This window comes from Pseudomonas sp. S44 (assembly GCF_016624805.1).
Classification (GTDB): domain Bacteria; phylum Pseudomonadota; class Gammaproteobacteria; order Pseudomonadales; family Pseudomonadaceae; genus Aquipseudomonas; species Aquipseudomonas machongensis.
In genome coordinates this window covers 1-17854 of the sequence record NZ_JACVTY010000028.1, presented here as the reverse complement: position 1 = coordinate 17854, position 17854 = coordinate 1, and the positions used below count along the sequence as shown (strand labels likewise).

At 62.5% G+C, this 17854-nt stretch carries 18 protein-coding genes; 6 read left to right on the top strand and 12 right to left on the bottom strand.

Translation table 11 applies throughout. From position 1 onward, the window contains the following. Positions 1-3 precede the first annotated feature (3 nt). The gene (locus IAE40_RS19525) at positions 4-777 is read left to right on the top strand and encodes a gamma-glutamyl-gamma-aminobutyrate hydrolase family protein (RefSeq protein ID WP_153774191.1); all 774 of its coding nucleotides are present in this window, start codon (positions 4-6) and stop codon (positions 775-777) included. A 114-nt stretch (positions 778-891) separates the two neighbouring features. Continuing rightward, positions 892-2439 carry an APC family permease gene (locus IAE40_RS19520; RefSeq protein ID WP_054894868.1) on the top strand — a complete coding sequence of 516 codons (1548 nt, stop codon included), beginning with the start codon at positions 892-894 and terminating at the stop codon, positions 2437-2439. 79 nt (positions 2440-2518) lie between these two features. On the opposite strand, the gene gmk is transcribed toward IAE40_RS19520, so the two are convergent. Both gmk and IAE40_RS19510 read right to left on the bottom strand, forming a co-directional pair. Beyond that, on the bottom strand, positions 2519-3139 hold the full coding sequence (gene gmk, locus IAE40_RS19515; protein ID WP_063541808.1) for a guanylate kinase: 621 nt from the start codon (positions 3137-3139) through the stop codon (positions 2519-2521). 12 nt (positions 3140-3151) lie between these two features. Next, the gene (locus tag IAE40_RS19510; protein WP_153774192.1) at positions 3152-4015 is read right to left on the bottom strand and encodes a YicC/YloC family endoribonuclease; all 864 of its coding nucleotides are present in this window, start codon (positions 4013-4015) and stop codon (positions 3152-3154) included. A gap of 226 nt (positions 4016-4241) precedes the next feature. Between IAE40_RS19510 and rph the strand changes: the two genes are divergently transcribed. Next, on the top strand, positions 4242-4964 hold the full coding sequence (gene rph / locus IAE40_RS19505) for a ribonuclease PH (RefSeq protein WP_063541806.1): 723 nt from the start codon (positions 4242-4244) through the stop codon (positions 4962-4964). A 26-nt stretch (positions 4965-4990) separates the two neighbouring features. Further along, positions 4991-5359 carry a DUF4870 domain-containing protein gene (locus IAE40_RS19500; RefSeq protein WP_054894864.1) on the top strand — a complete coding sequence of 123 codons (369 nt, stop codon included), beginning with the start codon at positions 4991-4993 and terminating at the stop codon, positions 5357-5359. Between the two features lie 8 nt (positions 5360-5367). On the opposite strand, the gene IAE40_RS19495 is transcribed toward IAE40_RS19500, so the two are convergent. From IAE40_RS19495 to IAE40_RS19450, 10 genes are all read right to left on the bottom strand, one after another. Further along, a complete protein-coding gene (locus tag IAE40_RS19495; protein ID WP_200603716.1) occupies positions 5368-7326 on the bottom strand; it encodes a DUF7844 domain-containing protein in 1959 nt (652 codons plus the stop codon). Continuing rightward, positions 7323-7643: a DUF2388 domain-containing protein gene (locus IAE40_RS19490; protein ID WP_054894862.1), complete on the bottom strand. Its 321-nt coding sequence runs from the start codon at positions 7641-7643 to the stop codon at positions 7323-7325. Before IAE40_RS19490 ends, IAE40_RS19495 begins: the two co-directional genes overlap by 4 nt. A 36-nt stretch (positions 7644-7679) precedes the next feature. Next, positions 7680-7973, bottom strand: a complete 294-nt coding sequence (locus IAE40_RS19485; RefSeq protein WP_054894861.1) for a DUF2388 domain-containing protein — start codon at positions 7971-7973, stop codon at positions 7680-7682. Between the two features lie 86 nt (positions 7974-8059). Beyond that, positions 8060-8377, bottom strand: coding sequence for a DUF2388 domain-containing protein (locus IAE40_RS19480; protein ID WP_063541802.1), 318 nt, complete (start codon positions 8375-8377; stop codon positions 8060-8062). Between the two features lie 313 nt (positions 8378-8690). Further along, positions 8691-8903, bottom strand: a complete 213-nt coding sequence (locus IAE40_RS19475; protein ID WP_054894859.1) for a DUF1127 domain-containing protein — start codon at positions 8901-8903, stop codon at positions 8691-8693. Between the two features lie 377 nt (positions 8904-9280). Further along, entirely contained in the window at positions 9281-10774 is a 1494-nt protein-coding gene (locus IAE40_RS19470; protein ID WP_151925827.1) for an acetyl-CoA hydrolase/transferase family protein, read from the bottom strand. Positions 10775-10963: 189 nt separating this feature from the next. Beyond that, positions 10964-12415: an NAD(P)(+) transhydrogenase (Re/Si-specific) subunit beta gene (locus tag IAE40_RS19465; protein ID WP_200603715.1), complete on the bottom strand. Its 1452-nt coding sequence runs from the start codon at positions 12413-12415 to the stop codon at positions 10964-10966. 2 nt (positions 12416-12417) lie between these two features. Then, positions 12418-12732, bottom strand: coding sequence for an NAD(P) transhydrogenase subunit alpha (locus IAE40_RS19460; RefSeq protein WP_200603714.1), 315 nt, complete (start codon positions 12730-12732; stop codon positions 12418-12420). An 11-nt stretch (positions 12733-12743) separates the two neighbouring features. Beyond that, positions 12744-13865, bottom strand: coding sequence for a Re/Si-specific NAD(P)(+) transhydrogenase subunit alpha (locus IAE40_RS19455; RefSeq protein ID WP_197891678.1), 1122 nt, complete (start codon positions 13863-13865; stop codon positions 12744-12746). 433 nt (positions 13866-14298) lie between these two features. Then, positions 14299-15198, bottom strand: a complete 900-nt coding sequence (locus tag IAE40_RS19450) for a LysR substrate-binding domain-containing protein (RefSeq protein WP_125931129.1) — start codon at positions 15196-15198, stop codon at positions 14299-14301. A 165-nt stretch (positions 15199-15363) separates the two neighbouring features. On the opposite strand from IAE40_RS19450, the gene IAE40_RS19445 reads away from it, so the two are divergent. Together IAE40_RS19445 and IAE40_RS19440 are read left to right on the top strand one after the other, a co-directional pair. Next, positions 15364-16545, top strand: coding sequence for an acyl-CoA dehydrogenase (locus tag IAE40_RS19445; RefSeq protein WP_054894853.1), 1182 nt, complete (start codon positions 15364-15366; stop codon positions 16543-16545). Between the two features lie 15 nt (positions 16546-16560). Further along, positions 16561-17781 (top strand): CaiB/BaiF CoA transferase family protein, encoded by a 1221-nt coding sequence (locus IAE40_RS19440; RefSeq protein WP_200603713.1) that lies wholly within the window; start codon positions 16561-16563, stop codon positions 17779-17781. Positions 17782-17854 lie beyond the last annotated feature (73 nt).

Sequence of the window (17854 nt, the reverse complement as noted above, 5' to 3'; positions counted from 1 at the left end):
CCCATGAGCGCAATCGCGGTTCCCTTGATCGGTGTCAGCGCCTGCCGCCAGCAGGTTGGGAAGAACTCATCGCACACGGTGGGCGACAAGTATGTCGAGGCGGCAGGTTTTGCCGGGCTGCCTGTGATCCTGCCGGCGCGCGACACGGCCAGCGACCCGCAAGCGCTGCTGGCGCGTCTGAATGGCATTCTTTTTACCGGCTCGCCTTCAAATGTCGAGCCGCATCATTACAATGGCGCCCCCAGCGTGGACGGTACCCGGCACGACGTTGCGCGTGACCGCCTGACCCTGCCGTTGCTGCAGGCCGCCATAGCCGCCGGCGTGCCGGTGTTGTGCATCTGCCGTGGATTCCAGGAACTCAACGTGGCCTTGGGCGGCACTTTGCACCAGCGGGTGCATGAACTGCCCGGCTACCTGGACCACCGCGAACCTGAGGACGCACCCCTGGAGGTGCAATACGGGCCTCGACACACGGTCGGCATTGCGCCGGGCGGGCTGTTCGAGCGCCTGGGCCTGGCGGAGCAGTTCGAGGTCAACTCGCTGCACAGCCAGGGCATCGACCGTCTGGCCCCGGGCCTGCGTGTCGAGGCACGGGCCCCGGATGGCCTGATTGAAGCGGTGTCGATGAGTGATGCGTCGGGCTTCGTGCTTGGCGTGCAATGGCACCCGGAGTGGCGTTTCGCCGAAAACCCGGTCTCCCTACGTCTGTTTCAGGCGTTTCGTGAGGCCTGCATTGCCCATGCTGCTCGGGAGGGCTCGCGCCAGAAGGCATTCTGACGTTACCCGAAGGTCTCGGATGACCCATCCCCTGCAGCAAGCTTTCAATGAGTGAAAGCGGGCCTTGTTCGCAAGGCCTGTGAAAACAATACCAATAGCAACGGCAAATAACTCATGAGCGAATACACAGAAGCCGGCCGCCCTCCCGATGTGGCGGCCGACGCGGGCAGCAACACCCAGCGCGCCAGCAAAGGCCTGGCCAAAGGTCGCCTGGGCCTGCTGGCCAGCGTGGTGCTGGGCATCTCCACCATTGCCCCGGTCTACACCCTGACCGGCGCCCTTGGCCCGACCGTGCGTGAGGTCGGCGCCCATCTTCCCGCGGTCTTCATCGTCGGCTTCCTGCCGATGCTGCTGGTTGCCCTCGGCTACCGTGAGCTGAACGCCGCGGAGCCCGACAGCGGCACCTCATTCACTTGGTCGGCACGTGCCTTCGGTCCCATGATCGGCTGGATCGGTGGCTGGGGGCTGGTCGTCGCCACCACCATCGTGCTTTCGAACCTGGCCGGTGTGGCGGTCGATTTCTTCTACCTGTTCATCGGGCAGATCACCGGGCATCACGAGTATGCCGCGCTAGCGGACAACCTGTTGATCAACGTCACTACCTGTTGTGCGTTCATCGCCCTGGCGGTGTGGATCTGCTGCCGGGGCATGGGTACCACCATGACCGTGCAGTACGGCCTGGTTGCCCTGCAATTGCTGGTGTTGGTGGGCTTTGGTTTTGCTGCGTTCGGCGAGACTACCGCGCCACCGCCGCTGGAATTCGATTTCGCCTGGTTCAATCCCTTCGGGGTCGAATCGTTCTCGGCCTTCGCGGCCGGGCTGTCGCTGTCGATCTTCATCTTCTGGGGCTGGGACGTGTGCCTCACCGTCAGCGAAGAGTCCATCGGCAGCGACGAAGTGCCAGGCAAGGCTGCTACCTGGACGGTACTGCTGATCCTTGGCCTGTATCTGTTCACCGCCATTGCCACCCTTCAGTTCGCCGGCATCAGCGACACTGGCCTGGGCCTGGGCAATCCGCGCATCCAGGAGAACGTCTTCGCCCACCTGGCAGGTCCGGTGATGGGGCCGCTGGCGATCCTGATGTCGATTGCGGTGCTGGCCAGCACGGCGGCGTCGCTGCAGTCGACCTTCGTGTCGCCGGCGCGCACCCTGCTCGCCATGGGCTACTACGGTGCGGTGCCGCAGCGCTTCGCCAGTGTCTGCCCGCGCTCGCAGACGCCGCGCTACGCGACCATCTGTGCGGGCGTGGCTGCGGCCTTGTTCTACGTGACCATGCGTACCCTGAGCGAGAACGTGCTGGCAGACACCATCACCGCGCTGGGGATGATGATCTGCTTCTACTATTCGCTGACCGCGTTCGCCTGTGTCTGGTACTTCCGCGACAGCCTGTTCGACAGCCTGCGCCACTTCTTCATGCGCGGCCTGTGCCCGCTGGTGGGTGGGGTGATCCTGTCGGTGATCTTCGTGCGTACCGCGATCGACAGCGCCTCGCCCGACTTTGGCAGCGGCTCGCATGTCGGTGGGCTGGGGCTGGTGTTCGTGATCGCGGCGATCATCTCGGTGCTGGGGATCGTGCTGATGATGCTGTCGCGACTGCGTGCACCGGCGTACTTCCTCGGGGCGACCTTGCAGCAGCAGGCGAAACTGCAGTTGCAGGAATAAGGCGTAGGTGGGGCTGCTGCGCAGCCCTATCGCGGGGCAAGTCGTTGCGACTTGCCCCGCGCTGGTTTCAGCGCGTGGTTCAGCCGACCAATTGCTTCAACAGCTCACCATGGCGCTGCTGCTGCTTCTTGAGCAGCAACCGGTTCGAACGGAACACCGACTTCAGGTCTTCGAGCGCGTCTTCGAAGTCATCGTTGACGATGACGTAGTCGAATTCGTTGTAATGCACCATCTCGCTGACCGCTTCCTTCATGCGCCCGGCGATGATCTCTTCACTGTCCTGGCCGCGCCCGTCCAGACGCTGGCGCAGGGCTTCCTGGCTCGGTGGCAGGATGAAGATCGACAGGGCCTCGGGCATCAGCTTGCGCACTTGCTGCGCACCCTGCCAGTCGATTTCAAGGATCAGGTCGAAGCCTTGGTCGAGGGTTTCCTGCAGCGCGCTGCGGGAGGTGCCGTAGAAGTTGCCGAACACCTCGGCGTGCTCGAGGAAGTCGCCTTGGGCAATCAATGCCTTGAACTCCTCGTGAACCACGAAGTGATAGTTCACTCCGTGGATCTCGCCTGGGCGCATGGCACGGGTGGTGTGGGAGACAGAGACGCGGATCTGCTGGTCTTGCTGGGTCAGAGCAGTGACCAGGCTGGTCTTGCCAGCGCCGGAAGGCGCCGAAACGATGTAGAGGGTGCCGCTGCTGTGCTTCATGGTGGGGTGGCCTTACTCGATGTTCTGTACTTGTTCACGCATCTGTTCGATCAGCACCTTCAGGTTGACCGCTGCTTGGGTGCTGCGCGGGTCGAAGGCCTTTGAGCCGAGCGTGTTCGCCTCGCGATTGAGTTCCTGCATCAGGAAGTCCAGGCGTCGTCCGGCGGCGCCGCCCGACTTGAGCACGCGGCGCACCTCGGTGACATGGGTGCTGAGACGGTCGAGCTCTTCGGCGACGTCGCTCTTTTGTGCCAGCAGCACCATCTCCTGCTCCAGGCGCTGCGGGTCGAGCTCGGCCTGCAGGTCGTTGAAACGGTCGATGATGCGCTGGCGCTGGGCGGCCAGCATTTGTGGCACCAGGGCGCGCAGGGTGGCGACTTCGGTGGTCATGGCGTCCAGGCGCTCGTTGATCAGTCGGGCCAGCTCCTGGCCCTCGCGCAGGCGGCCGGCCTTGAGCTCGGCGAGCGCCTCGTCGAACAGTGCCATCGCCTCGGTGTTCAGCGCCTGTGGGTCGGCGGCATCGGCTACCAGCACGCCGGGCCAGGCCAACACTTCGAGGGGATTGAGCGGGGCTGGCTGATTGATCAGCCCGGCCACGGTCTCGGCGGCGGCGACCAGTTGCGCGGCGCGCTCGCGATCGACCTGCAACGGCTTGCCGGTGCTGTCTTCGGACAGGCGCAAGGTGCATTCGACCTTGCCGCGCGACAGCCCCTGGCGCAGGCCTTCGCGTACCGCGCCCTCAAGATCGCGCAGGGCTTCGGGCAGGCGCAGGTGCGGTTCTAGATAGCGGTGGTTGACCGAGCGCAGCTCCCAGGCCAGGGTGCCCTGGCTGCCGGCGCGCTCGACGCGGGCAAAGGCGGTCATGCTGTGCACCATGGGGAGTACCTCGCGAATTCGGTGTGTACGGGGAAGCCTTTCGGCTGCAAGGCGCAGGATTGTAGCGCAGTGCGGCGGTGGCGCCCAATCGGACCATGCTACAGGGCGTCGCAGGCAAAGGTGGGAAAAGTCGACGGGTTGCGAGGCCGCGACAATAGGCATGTCCTCGCAGGACGCACGGCTCTATAATGGCCGCCTGATTCGAATTCCAGTACAGGTATCCCAGATGAAACGTCCAAGTGGTCGCGCTGCCGATCAGCTTCGCTCGATCCGCATCACCCGCAACTACACCAAGCACGCCGAGGGGTCGGTACTGGTCGAGTTCGGTGACACCAAGGTCATCTGCACGGTCAGCGTCGAGAATGGTGTACCACGCTTCCTCAAAGGCCAGGGGCAGGGCTGGTTGACGGCCGAGTACGGCATGCTGCCGCGCTCCACTGGCGAGCGTAACCAGCGTGAGGCCAGTCGTGGCAAGCAGGGCGGCCGCACCCTCGAGATCCAGCGCCTGATCGGCCGTTCGTTGCGCGCAGCCCTGGACATGAGCAAGCTGGGCGACATCACGCTGTACGTCGACTGCGATGTGATCCAGGCCGACGGCGGCACCCGCACCGCTTCGATCACCGGCGCAATGGTGGCCCTGTGCGACGCCCTGGCGGTGATCAAGAAGCGTGGCGGTCTCAAGGGCGGCAACCCGCTCAAGCACATGATTGCCGCGGTGTCGGTGGGCATGTACCAGGGCGAGGCAGTGCTGGACCTCGACTACCTAGAAGACTCGGCTGCCGAAACCGACCTCAACGTGGTCATGACCAGCGCCGGTGGCTTCATCGAAGTGCAGGGCACTGCCGAAGGCGCGCCGTTCCAGCCTGAAGACTTCAACGCCATGCTGGCGCTGGCGCAGAAGGGCATGACCGAGATCTTCGACCTGCAGAAGGCTGCATTGGCCGACTGAAGCTGCGCCAAGGAGGCGATGGACCCATGAGTGAGACGAATCTGCCGATCGAAACGCCGAGCGCCGAAGTTCGGCAATGGGCGATGTTCTGCCACTTCAGCGCCTTGCTCGGGCTGGTGATGCCGCTCGGGCATCTGCTCGGGCCACTGGTGATGTGGATCTGGAAGCGTGAGGTCGATCCGTTCGTCGATGCCCAGGGCAAGGAAGCGCTGAACTTCCAGATCAGCGTCACCATTGCCGGATTCATCTGCTTCCTGCTGATGTTCGTGGTGATCGGCATCGTGCTGTTCGCCATCCTGGCGGTGGCAGTGCTGATCCTGATCATCCTGGCAGGGGTTCGGGCCAATGAAGGCAAGCCGTACCGCTACCCGCTGATCTGGCGGCCTATCAAGTAGCCCTGCGCTCAAGGCAGCTGCAAACCGCCAGCTGCCTTGTGCAGGGTGCGCAGGTGTTCTCCTATCTGCTTCACGTTGGCCTCGATGGCCGCAATTTCCTTCGCGCGGGCTGGCTCCAGCAGCGCTCTGACTTCCTTGTCCAAATCGGTACTCAGGCGTAGCAACTGCGCCTGCCGTTCACTGCTGACCTTTTCCAGATGCACCCGCTCCTGGGGTTGCGGCAAGCCGTAGCCATCCGCTTCGAGCAGCTCGGCCGGTCGGCTGAGGAAGCCACTGTTGGCAAGCATCTGCTGCAGCGTGGCATTGGCCTTGTCGATGCTGCCGTCCTTGAGCGCGGCGGCATTGAGGTAGCGTTGCTTGACTTCGTCCTGGGCCAGCAGCAACTGGCGGCGCAGGCTGGCCTGCTCGAGCAGCAGCAAGGCCGCACTGGTGCGCAAGTCGGCCTGGGCGAACCAGGGGCGGCGTTGCTCGGCATCCTGGGCCAACCAGTCTTCCACGGCGCTCTGTTTGATCGGCAACTGCTTCTTCAACACTTCGAACATGGCCTGGTAGCGGTCGCGATAAGAGTCGAAGCGATAGCCCAGGCGCAGCGCTTCGCGCGGATCGTCGAGTACGCTGGTGTCGGCCAGACCTCTTCCCTTGAGGACTTCGAGCAAGCCGTTGGGCATGATCGCGTCGAGATCGCTGAAGCGCTGGTCGGCGGTGCCGCTGCGCATCAGCTTGAGGGTTTCCACCGCGCAATTGTTGGACAGGAAATAGTAATTGCCGTCGTAGCTCCAGTGCATTTCGGCAGCCTGGCGCACCAGGTCCTCGACCTGCCGGCGATCGAGCTTGAGCGGCACGGAGGCCAGGCTGCGCAGTTCGGTCTTGGTGTACTCGTCGATCACCTGGCCCAACGGCAGGACGAACAGGCGCGACGGATAGGCGCCGGTCAGGCCGTCCCAGCTGGACAATTGCACATCATTGACGAACGCGCGGTACGACAACACCAGATGACGGTCCAGGTCCAGGCGGCAGTCCGGCCCGCGTGGGCGGCCCGGTGCGCAGATCACCAGGCGCAGCATGCTGTGTCCCCAGCGGCTGACCCAGTTCTGGTTGGCCTCGGCAAGCAGGTAGTCGACTTCGTAGACGCGCTCGGGGTCGATTTCGCCCAGCGGCTCGCGGGCGAAGTCACTGCCGGCGTTAAGGAACGGCAGGCCCTTGGCGCAGGTGTCCTGCTGAGGTGCCCAGCCGAAATGATCGTGCAGGTACTGGTTCAGGGCCGGGCGCCGGCAGCCATAGCTCGGGTCGAGGAGGAAGTACTCCATGTTGACCGCGACAAACTCCTTGGGGCTGCTCAGCTCATAGCTGTCCGGGGTGCGTACCAGTTGACCGTTGTGCTGTTCACGCTCGCCACGGCGGCCGACGTACTGCGGCCAGCCGGCAAGGTCGAGCAGGCGCGGATCGTCACTCAGGGTGAAGCGGCGAGCAGTCTGACCACGGCATTGCTGGGGCAGGCCGATCTGGCCGAGGGTGCCCTGCTGGCGGTTGCAGCGGGCGATCAGCGAGCGCTCGGCACTGGGCCACAGGCGCGCGCGATCATAGATGTGGGTGAGCTCGTGCAGCACGGTGGCCAGCAGTTCTTCCCGCACCGTGCCGTGGGGGCGATGGGTTTTTTCCGTGGCGGCACTGCCATCGGCTAGCCCTGGTAGCAGGCGGCTATTGAGATCTAGCGTCGAGACTGGCGAGGCCTGGCCGTAGGCATCGGCGGGCATCTTGTCGGTCCAGCCGACCTGGATACGGCGATCCAGGCGCTGTTTGAAGGAGGGGGGCAGCTTCGAAAGCGCCTCATCCAACAGCTGCTGGGAGGCCTGCTGCTGTCGAGCGTCCAGGCCGACAGTCTGCAGCTCGAGCTGCAGGTCGGCCAGGGCGGGCGTGCCGAGCAGCGTCAGGGCGCAGCCGAGCAGCCAGGCACGCACGCGCTTCACAGTGACAGGATGGCTTCGGCCAGTACCTGGTCGCTGGCGTCACGCGCTTCAGGCACACGCTCGCGCAGGGTGTCGAATGCAGCTTCGAGCTGGGCGCCACGGATATCGCCATTGCTGGCGACGAAGCTGGCGGCGTCGTCGCGGGCCTCGCGCACGACCTTGGAGTCGCGGATCGAGGTGGTGGTGTCGGATGTGAAATCGATCGAGCGGCCAAAGGCGCGAACGATGATATTGCTGGTGGCCACCAGGGTTTGCGCCTGGGCCAGGTCGGCCAGCAGCAACATGCCGAGGGTAGCGGCGATCAGCGGTTTACGCATGGAGCATCTCCGAAAAATACAGGGAGTCAGGTGTGATCATTGGACGAGAATTGCTTCTGCCAGTTCAAGGTCACCGACGGACTGACGCGAATAGATATGGCGCAGTTCCGTCAGTGCGGCTTGCAACCGCGCGCCACGAATCCGGCCGTCACTGGCGACGAATGCGGCCGCATCATCATGGGCCATGCCGACGATCTTGCGGTCGAACGGCGCAGTGGTCACCTGGCTGGTGACATAGCCGGTCATGACCGGAAACTGGGTCGTGACATCCATGGCATGGGCGCTTCCCATACTGGCAATGGCGAGCAGCAAGGGCACAAGGTAACGCATGGGCTTGGACAACGCTCTGTCGACAGGGTGAATGCTGTTCCCGCAGGCGACGGGGGCGCCGTGGCCTGCGGGTAGGATGGTTGGCGTCAGAGGGCCAGGATGGCCTGTGCCAGTTGCGTGTCGCTGGCTTGTAGTGCAGGCATCTGCTGGCGGATATGGATGAAGGCACTTTCCAGCTTCGCGCCGCGGATATCCCCTTGGCTGCCAACGAAGCTGGCAGCGTCGTCACGGGCGGCCTGGACGATCTTGTCGTCACGGAACGAAGAGGAGACGTCGGAAGTGGCGTCGGTGGACGCGGCCACTGCGCCAACCACGGCATCGGTGGTGACGACGAAGCTGGTGGCGTGGGCGGTGCCCGCCAAGCTCAGCAGCATGGCAGCGCCAAACAGGTATTTACGGGACATGGTAGGGGCTCCTGCGGGGGGTAGTTCTGGTTATTCGGACGCTCGCACTGCTCGTCACGGTACTTTAGATAATAGGCAGCGCGTTTGACCAAGCTAACAGGCCGTTGTCGCAAGCGTATCACGTGGCTCTGTTTCCAGATGTGAAGGACGAGACCAGACGGAACTGTTACGGTCCTTTTTTAATTATTGGAAATTGTACTGCTTCTGTGTTGAGCTGCTCAACTGCGGGGGTTTGAAACAAAAAACCCGTCGCAGTTCCCTGCGACGGGTTTTGAGAATTCGCGGTGCCGGCGTGGTGCCGGCAAGCCGGAGCTTAGCGCCAGAAAGGCTTGCTCAGCTCTTGGTAGCGCTGGGACTCGCTGATACCGGCGTCGGCCAGCAGGCGGGCATCCAGGCGAGCCAGTTGACGGCGGCTGGCGATGCGACGCTGCCACAGCAGCAGGGTCGACAGGGCGCGCAGAGGAGCCGAGGCTTTGGATTCAACGTTGTTTTCGAAAACCAGACCGGAACTGAGGGTACGTTCCATGATGTGTCATCCTTCCGCTTGTGGCGGGATTAGGTAGTGATTTAACTGATGCCAATGATCCTCCTCTGTCGTCCATGACAGTAGATACAGTTCACCAGTATTGCGATGGGCCAGTTAACTGTTAAACGCTACTGTTGCACTCCGAATTGGCATAACTGTACTGGTCTGCACTGTTTTCGTGCATTTTCGCTGCGTTTTAAAATATCGGCGGGATTGATGCGGGGATTTTAGCGGTACAGTAGTACAGTTTTATAGATTTAACCGTTTAACTGTTTTTTCACGGCAGACATGATCGCGGGATAATCCCGCTCCTACAGCTGAAGTGTAGGAGCGGGCTTGTCCCGCGATGGGCTCAGAAGACCGATACAGCTGGCCGATCAGCCAGCCAGCATCCGCCCGCTTTCTTCCAGGTTTTCGTGCCAGCTCAGTGCTTCGCGCAGGATATGCGGGGTGTGCCCGCCTCGCTGGCAGGCGCGGTCGAAGTAGTCGTTCAGTGCGGCGCGGTAGTCCGGATGCACGCAGTTGTCGATGATCGCCCGGGCACGTTCGCGCGGTGCAAGGCCGCGCAGGTCGGCCAAGCCCTGTTCGGTAACCAGGATGTCCACATCATGCTCGGTGTGATCGACATGGCTGACCATCGGCACCACGCTGGAAATTGCACCACCCTTGGCAATCGACTTGGTCACGAACACCGCGAGGTGGGCGTTGCGGGCGAAGTCGCCAGAACCACCGATACCGTTCATCATCCGGGTGCCGCACACGTGGGTGGAGTTGACGTTGCCGTAGATGTCGAACTCCAGCGCGGTGTTGATCCCGATGATGCCCAGGCGACGCACCACTTCAGGGTGATTGGAAATCTCCTGCGGGCGCAGCACCAGTTTGTCCTTGTAACGCTCGAGGTTGCCGAATACGTCGGCATTGCGGCGGGTCGACAGAGTGATCGAGCTGCCCGAGGCGAAGCGCAGCTTGCCTGCATCGATCAGGTCGAACGTCGAGTCCTGCAGCACTTCGGAGTACATGGTCAGGTCTTCGAACGGCGATTCGATCAGGCCGCACATCACGGCATTGGCGATGCTGCCGATGCCGGCCTGCAGCGGGCCAAGGCTGTTGCTCATGCGTCCGGCATCAACTTCCTGCTTGAGGAACCCGATCAGGTGGTTGGCGATGGCCTGGGTCTCGTCATCCGGTGGCAGGACGGTGGAAGGCGAGTCTGGTTGGTCGCTGATGACGATGCCGACGATCTTCGCTGGATCGATCGGGATCGCGGTGCTGCCGATGCGGTCATCGACCTTCACCAGCGGGATCGGCGTGCGGGTCGGACGGTAGGTCGGGATATAGATGTCGTGCAGCCCTTCGAGGTTGGGGTTGTGCGACAGGTTGATCTCGACGATGACTTGCTTGGCGAAGATCGCGAAGCTGGCCGAGTTGCCCACCGAGGTGGTCGGCACGATGTGGCCCTGTTCCGTGATCGCCACCGCTTCGATGACTGCGATGTCCGGCAAGGTCAGCTGCTTGTTGCGCAACTGCTCGACGGTTTCCGACAGGTGCTGGTCGATGAACATCACCTGCCCGTCATTGATGGCCTTGCGCAGGGTGCTGTCCACCTGGAAGGGCATGCGCCGGGCAAGTACACCGGCCTCGGTCAGTTGCTTGTCCAGGTCGTTGCCCAGGCTGGCGCCAGTCATCAGGCTGATCTTCAGTGGCGACTGCTTGGCACGTTCGGCCAGGGCGTGTGGCACTGCCTTGGCTTCACCGGCGCGGGTGAAGCCGCTCATGCCGACGGTCATGCCGTCCTCGATCAGGCCAGCGGCATCGGCCGCACTCATTACCTTGCTGTGCAGGGAGGACAAGCGGATACGATCACGGTACATGGATTGTTATCTCGGGCTACTTGGGCTACTGCAGCGCAGTCTAGAGATTTAGCCCGATGCCGTCCCGCGACCATGGTCGTATGAGAAGCCCGGAAATAGAGCCGTTGATCTGGATCAGCAAAACGACAAGGCCCCAGGAAGAATCTTCCCGGGGCCTTCTAAAACGGTGTCGTCCAGCTCGGAAAAGGACTACTCCACTGCCTTGACCATGTCCTCGATGACTTTCTTGGCGTCACCGAACACCATCATGGTCTTGTCCAGATAGAACAGTTCATTGTCCAGGCCCGCATAACCGCTGGCCATGGAGCGCTTGTTGACGATGATGGTCTTGGCCTTGAAGGCTTCGAGGATCGGCATGCCGGCAATCGGCGACTTGGGATCGTTCTTCGCTGCGGGGTTGACCACATCGTTGGCGCCCAGCACCAGCACAACGTCGGCCTGACCGAACTCGGCGTTGATGTCCTCCATTTCGAACACCTGGTCGTACGGCACCTCGGCTTCGGCCAGCAGCACGTTCATGTGCCCGGGCATGCGCCCCGCCACCGGGTGAATCGCATACTTCACGGTTACACCGTTGTGGGTCAGCTTCTCGGTCAGCTCTTTCAGGGCGTGCTGGGCGCGGGCCACCGCGAGGCCGTAGCCGGGAACGATGATCACGCTGTCGGCGTTGCTCAGCAGGAAGGTTGCATCGTCGGCCGAACCGGATTTCACCGGGCGTTGTTCTTTCGTGCCGGCCGCCGCGCCGCTATCGGTGTCGCCACCGAAGCCGCCGAGGATGACATTGAAGAACGAGCGGTTCATCGCCTTGCACATGATGTACGAGAGGATTGCACCGCTGGAGCCGACCAGGGAGCCTGCGATGATCAGCATCGAGTTGTTCAGCGAGAAGCCAATGCCTGCCGCGGCCCAGCCCGAGTAGCTGTTGAGCATCGACACCACCACCGGCATGTCGGCACCGCCGATCGGGATGATGATCAGCACACCCATGACGAAGGCGAGGACCAGCATCAGGGTGAAGGCGCTGTAGTGTCCGGTGAAGGTGAACAGCAAGCCCAGGGCGAGGGTGGTGATGCCAAGGATCAGGTTCAGCTTGTGCTGGCCGGCGAACTGTACGGGTGCGCCCTGGAACAGGCGAAACTTGTACTTGCCCGACAGCTTGCCGAAGGCGATCACGGAGCCGGAGAAGGTGATTGCACCAATGGCTGCGCCAAGGAACAGCTCCAGGCGATTGCCGGTGGGGATCGGGTCGCTGATGCTGGCGACGATGCCCAGCGATTGCGGCTCGAGCACCGCGGCGATGGCGATGAATACCGCGGCCAGGCCGATCATGCTGTGCATGAAAGCGACCAGCTCTGGCATCTTGGTCATCTCGACGCGCTTGGCCATGATCGACCCGGCGCTGCCGCCGATCAGCAGGCCGACGAGGACATAGGCGATACCCGCGGTGGCGCCGCCGCTACCGACCGAGAGTGCAGCAAGCTTATAAATGAGGCCGATGGTGGTGAGCATGGCAATGCCCATGCCGATCATGCCGAACAGGTTGCCGCGCCGGGAGGTGGTCGGGTGCGACAGGCCTTTGAGAGCCTGGATGAAGCAGACCGAGGCGACCAGGTAGAGAAGGGTGACCAGATTCATGCTCATGCTTACTTCTGCCCCTCGTTCTTGGTTTTCTTCTTGAACATTTCCAGCATGCGGCGGGTGACCAGGAAGCCACCGAACACATTGACCGCGGTCAGGGCCACGGCGAGGGTGCCCATCAGCTTGCCGGCCGGGGTGACCGTCAGCGCTGCGGCGAGCATCGCGCCGACGATGACGATCGCGGAAATCGCGTTGGTCACCGCCATCAGCGGGGTGTGCAGCGCCGGGGTGACGTTCCAGACCACGTGGTAGCCAACGTAGATGGCCAGCACGAAGATGATCAGGTTGTAGATTCCGTGGGAAATCAGCATGTCTTCCATTGTCGTGCTCCTCAGCCGTTCTTGCGCACGACCTGGCCGTCGCGGCACATCAGGCACGCGGCGACGATGTCGTCTTCCAGGTTGATCACCAGCGTGCCGTCGTTGTCGAACAGCAGCTTCATGAAGTCCAGCAGGTTGCGTGCGTACAGCGCAGAGGCGTCGGCAGCCAGCTGGGCGGGCAGGTTGGTCGGGCCGACGATGGTGACGCCGTGTGCCATCACTACCTGATCGGCCACCGTGAGCGGGCAGTTGCCGCCTTGGGCCGCCGCGAGGTCGATGACGACCGAGCCGGGTTTCATCTGCGCCACGGTCTCGGCGCTGAGCAGCGTCGGTGCCTTGCGGCCGGGGATCAGTGCGGTGGTGATGACGATGTCGGCCTGCTTCGCGCGTTCGTGCACCGCCTGGGCCTGGCGTTGCATCCAGCTGGCCGGCATCGGGCGGGCGTAACCGCCTACGCCTTCGGCGCACTCGCGTTCTTCATCGGTCTCATAGGGGACGTCGATGAACTTGGCGCCAAGCGATTCGATCTGTTCTTTCACGGCGGGCCGTACGTCCGACGCCTCGATCACTGCCCCGAGGCGCTTGGCCGTGGCGATGGCCTGCAGGCCGGCCACACCGGCACCGAGGATCAGCACGCGCGCGGCTTTCACGGTGCCCGCAGCGGTCATCAGCATGGGCATGAAGCGTGGATAGTGGTGCGCCGCAAGCAGCACGGCCTTGTAGCCGGCGATGTTGGCCTGCGATGACAACACGTCCAGGCTTTGCGCGCGCGAGGTGCGCGGAGCGGCTTCAAGGGCGAAGGCGGTGATGCCGTGTTCGGCCATCCTTGCGATGAGCTCGCTGTTGAAGGGGTTGAGCATGCCCACCAGGATACTGCCGGGATTGATCCGGGCCAGTTCCTGGTCGCTGGGCGCCACCACCTTGAGCACCAACTGCGCGCCCAAGGCATCGCCAGCGTCACCCAAGGAAGCACCTGCGGCCTCATAGGCGCTGTCCGGGATGCTGGCTTTGAGTCCGGCGCCCCGTTCGACAGTGACCTGATGGCCCTGGCCGACCAGTTTCTTGATGGTTTCCGGGGTCGCGGCAACCCTCGCCTCACCCGTCTGCGTCTCTAGAGGAACACCAATGTGCACGACTTTGTCTCCTGCGGTGACCTTGTCATTGTTGATTCCAGCGCACTTCGGGTGGTGCTGCTGGAGCGGTCGTTGAGCAATGCATACCGCCGGTTCCGGGGCGGGCGAGGCATTTTGCAGACGAACCGCAGGTGCTTCAACCGGTTCTGGAGCGAAACGAAGTTAAAACTACAAGTCACCCTGTGACCACTTGTCGCAACCGTCCGCATCCAGGCCGTCAAGAACGCGCTATTGGGAGCTTAGGAGAAAAAATCGAAAATTTTTGGCGGTTTTCGTCCGTAGTTTGCTGGATGTCGTAAAAACAGCGGCAAACCCTCGCGGTTACTAGGGTTGATATGGTTTTTTTCGCTAATGGAACAGTTTATGGATTTGCGACAAATCCATATATCTGTAGGTGTTTAAAATAATTGACTACGAGGTCAGCTTTTGGGTTTCATGCGCTTGCGGCGTAGTCGCGCGCCTGAATCACCAGCCAGTCGCGGAAGGCGCGCAGCGAAGCTGACTCCACCTTGCGCTCGGGAATCATCAGATAGTAGGCCTTGTCGCTCGACAGGGCATGCTTGTTTGCGACCACCAGTCGGCCCTCCGCCAGCTCGCGCTGGATGAGGAACGGCGGGATCAAGGCTATGCCCATTTCGTGCATTGCCGCCTGGCCCAGCATGGAAAACAGCTCGTAGCGCGGGCCGTTCATGTCGCGTTCCACGCTCATGCCCAGGCTGTCGAACCACTGCCGCCAGGCGTAGGGGCGGGTGGTCTGCTGCAGCAATGGCAGCTCGGCGATGTATCTGGCGTCTAGTGCGTCTCGTCCGTCGAGCCATTGCGGGCTGCACACTGGCACCGGATTTTCACCCATCAGGCGATGTGACTGGGTGCCAGACCAGTCGGCGTCGCCGAAGTAGATGGCGGCATCGAAGGTGGTGTCGGCGAACAGGAAAGGCCGCGTGCGGTTGGTGAGGTTGACCGTTACCTCCGGGTGGCGTTGCTGGAAGTCCTTCAGACGAGGGAGCAGCCACTGGGTGCCGAAGGTCGGCACTACGGCCAGTTCGATGACGTTGGCGCCCTGCTGGCGCATGACCGACAGGGTATCCCGTTCCACCGCGTCCAATTGCGCCGAGACCTGGCGGCTGTACGACAGACCAGCCTCGGTCAACTTCACACCCCGGCGCGAGCGTCGGAAAAGCTCCACATTGAGAAAGCCCTCCAGGCCACCGATTTGCCGACAGACGGCACCTTGGGTCAGCGCCAGTTCCTGGGCGGCCTTGGTAAAGCTCTCGTGGCGGGCGGCCGCCTCGAAGCAGACCAGGGCGGTGGTGCTGGGTATCTTGCGCCGCATGTACGTCATTCTCACTTATAAGAAGCGTTAGATAGGGATTTCGCTTATTACGGAGTGAGAAAATAGCACTAATAGGTGCGCAATCCTCGTTTGTCCGCCGACAGGTTCCGGCCTAGGATCAAGGCAACAAGAAATTTCGTCACATACCTTTCGAGGACTCTGCCCATGGCCGGTAAAGCAAGCTTCAACTGGATCGATCCGCTGCTGCTGGATCAGCAGCTCACTGAAGAAGAGCGCATGGTGCGTGACAGCGCTTATCAGTTCGCCCAGGACAAGCTTGCTCCGCGGGTGATCGAGGCGTTCCGTCACGAACAGACCGATCCGGCAATCTTCCGTGAGATGGGCGAGGTCGGACTGCTGGGGGCGACCATTCCGGCGGAGTATGGCGGTAGTGGTCTCAACTATGTGTGCTATGGGTTGATCGCCCGTGAAGTGGAGCGGATCGACTCGGGCTACCGCTCGATGATGAGTGTGCAGTCTTCGCTGGTCATGGTGCCGATCAACGAGTTCGGCAGTGAGGCGCAGAAGCAGAAGTACCTGCCCAAGCTGGCCAGTGGGGAATGGATTGGTTGCTTCGGTTTGACCGAACCCAACCACGGCTCCGACCCTGGCGCGATGATCACCCGTGCTCGCAAGGTCGAGGGTGGCTACAGCCTGACGGGCAGCAAAATGTGGATCACCAACAGTCCGATCGCCGATGTGTTCGTGGTCTGGGCGAAGGACGATGCCGGCGATATTCGTGGCTTCATTCTGGAAAAGGGATGGAAGGGTCTGAGCGCTCCAGCCATTCATGGCAAGGTTGGCCTGCGTGCGTCGATCACCGGTGAGATCGTCATGGACGGCGTGTTCGTGCCGGAAGAGAACATCTTCCCCGAGGTCCGTGGTCTGAAAGGCCCGTTCACCTGTTTGAACTCGGCGCGCTATGGCATTTCCTGGGGCGCGCTGGGTGCGGCGGAGGCTTGCTGGCACACTGCACGCCAGTACACCCTGGACCGCAAGCAGTTCGGTCGCCCTCTGGCCGCCAACCAACTGATCCAGAAGAAGCTCGCCGACATGCAGACCGAGATCACCTTGGGGCTGCAAGGCTGCCTGCGGCTGGGGCGGATGAAGGACGAGGGCACTGCGGCGGTGGAGATCACCTCGATCATGAAGCGCAACTCCTGCGGCAAGGCGCTGGATATCGCCCGTCTGGCGCGCGACATGCTCGGCGGTAACGGGATCTCCGACGAGTTCGGGGTGGCGCGTCACCTGGTCAACCTCGAGGTGGTCAACACCTATGAAGGGACGCATGACATCCATGCGTTGATTCTCGGCCGCGCACAGACCGGCATCCAGGCGTTCTATTAATAGAGGGGCGCGGCCATGGGAGCACTGTCACATCTGCGGGTGCTGGACCTGTCGCGTGTGTTGGCCGGGCCGTGGTCCGGCCAGATTCTCGCCGACCTCGGGGCTGACGTGATCAAGGTCGAGCGCCCGGACAGCGGCGATGACACCCGGGCGTGGGGCCCGCCCTTCCTGCGGGACGCCCGAGGCGAGAACACCAGCGAGGCGGCCTACTATCTGTCGGCCAACCGGAACAAGCGTTCGGTGACTATCGACTTCACCCAGCCCGAAGGTCAGCGCCTGGTGCGCGAACTGGCGGCAAAGTCGGATATCGTCATCGAGAATTTCAAGGTGGGTGGGCTGGCGAGTTATGGGCTGGACTACGAACGCCTGAAGGCGGTCAATCCAAGGCTTATCTATTGTTCGATCACTGGCTTTGGCCAGACTGGGCCCTATGCCAAGCGCGCGGGCTACGATTTCATGATCCAGGGGCTGGGCGGATTGATGAGTCTGACCGGGCGGCCTGAGGATGAGCAGGGTGCCGGGCCCATGAAGGTGGGAGTAGCGCTGACGGATATTCTCACTGGGCTTTATTCCACGGTGGCGATCCTTGCAGCGCTGGCGCATCGCGATCAGTCGGGGGAGGGCCAGCATATCGATATGGCTCTGCTGGATGTGCAGGTGGCGTGTCTTGCCAACCAGGCAATGAACTACCTGACCACGGGCACACCGCCCAAGCGCCTGGGTAATGCGCATCCCAACATCGTGCCTTACCAGGACTTCCCGACGGCCGATGGTGACTTCATCCTTACGGTGGGTAACGACGGGCAGTTCCGCAAGTTCGCGGAAGTGGCCGGTCAGCCGCAGTGGGCAGATGATCCGCGCTTTGCCACCAACAAGCAGCGGGTTGCGCATCGGGCGGAGCTTATTCCTCTGATTCGACAGGCGACGGTGTTCAAGACCACTGCCGAGTGGGTGGCGGAGCTGGAAAGGGCTGGAGTGCCGTGCGGGCCGATCAACGACCTGGCGCAGATGTTCCAGGATCCGCAGGTCGTGGCGCGCGGCTTGAAGGTGGATGTTCCTCATCCGCTGGCGGGCAGTGTGCCTCAGGTGGCGAGCCCGATCAGGTTGTCGGAGACGCCCGTGGAGTATCGTCGGGCCCCACCTTTGCTGGGGGAGCATACCGAGGCGGTGCTGAGGGATGTCTTGGGATTGGATGCAGGGGCTGTTCAGGTGCTGCGTTCTGCAGGGGTGCTGTGACAGCGTCTCAGCTATATAGAGAAGCGGGGGGGGGGGGGGGGGGGGGGGGGGGGGGGGGGGGGGGGGGGGGGGG

Coding starts and splice junctions, on each gene's coding strand:
- IAE40_RS19465 (WP_200603715.1), bottom strand. CDS start 12,415: ATGAGCATGAATCTGGTCACCCTTCTCTACCTGGTCGCCTCGGTCTGC.
- IAE40_RS19525 (WP_153774191.1), top strand. CDS start 4: ATGAGCGCAATCGCGGTTCCCTTGATCGGTGTCAGCGCCTGCCGCCAG.
- rph (WP_063541806.1), top strand. CDS start 4,242: ATGAAACGTCCAAGTGGTCGCGCTGCCGATCAGCTTCGCTCGATCCGC.
- IAE40_RS19460 (WP_200603714.1), bottom strand. CDS start 12,732: ATGGAAGACATGCTGATTTCCCACGGAATCTACAACCTGATCATCTTC.
- IAE40_RS19500 (WP_054894864.1), top strand. CDS start 4,991: ATGAGTGAGACGAATCTGCCGATCGAAACGCCGAGCGCCGAAGTTCGG.
- IAE40_RS19485 (WP_054894861.1), bottom strand. CDS start 7,973: ATGCGTTACCTTGTGCCCTTGCTGCTCGCCATTGCCAGTATGGGAAGC.
- IAE40_RS19440 (WP_200603713.1), top strand. CDS start 16,561: ATGGGAGCACTGTCACATCTGCGGGTGCTGGACCTGTCGCGTGTGTTG.
- gmk (WP_063541808.1), bottom strand. CDS start 3,139: ATGAAGCACAGCAGCGGCACCCTCTACATCGTTTCGGCGCCTTCCGGC.
- IAE40_RS19470 (WP_151925827.1), bottom strand. CDS start 10,774: ATGTACCGTGATCGTATCCGCTTGTCCTCCCTGCACAGCAAGGTAATG.
- IAE40_RS19475 (WP_054894859.1), bottom strand. CDS start 8,903: ATGGAACGTACCCTCAGTTCCGGTCTGGTTTTCGAAAACAACGTTGAA.
- IAE40_RS19480 (WP_063541802.1), bottom strand. CDS start 8,377: ATGTCCCGTAAATACCTGTTTGGCGCTGCCATGCTGCTGAGCTTGGCG.
- IAE40_RS19520 (WP_054894868.1), top strand. CDS start 892: ATGAGCGAATACACAGAAGCCGGCCGCCCTCCCGATGTGGCGGCCGAC.
- IAE40_RS19490 (WP_054894862.1), bottom strand. CDS start 7,643: ATGCGTAAACCGCTGATCGCCGCTACCCTCGGCATGTTGCTGCTGGCC.
- IAE40_RS19450 (WP_125931129.1), bottom strand. CDS start 15,198: ATGCGGCGCAAGATACCCAGCACCACCGCCCTGGTCTGCTTCGAGGCG.
- IAE40_RS19445 (WP_054894853.1), top strand. CDS start 15,364: ATGGCCGGTAAAGCAAGCTTCAACTGGATCGATCCGCTGCTGCTGGAT.
- IAE40_RS19510 (WP_153774192.1), bottom strand. CDS start 4,015: ATGGTGCACAGCATGACCGCCTTTGCCCGCGTCGAGCGCGCCGGCAGC.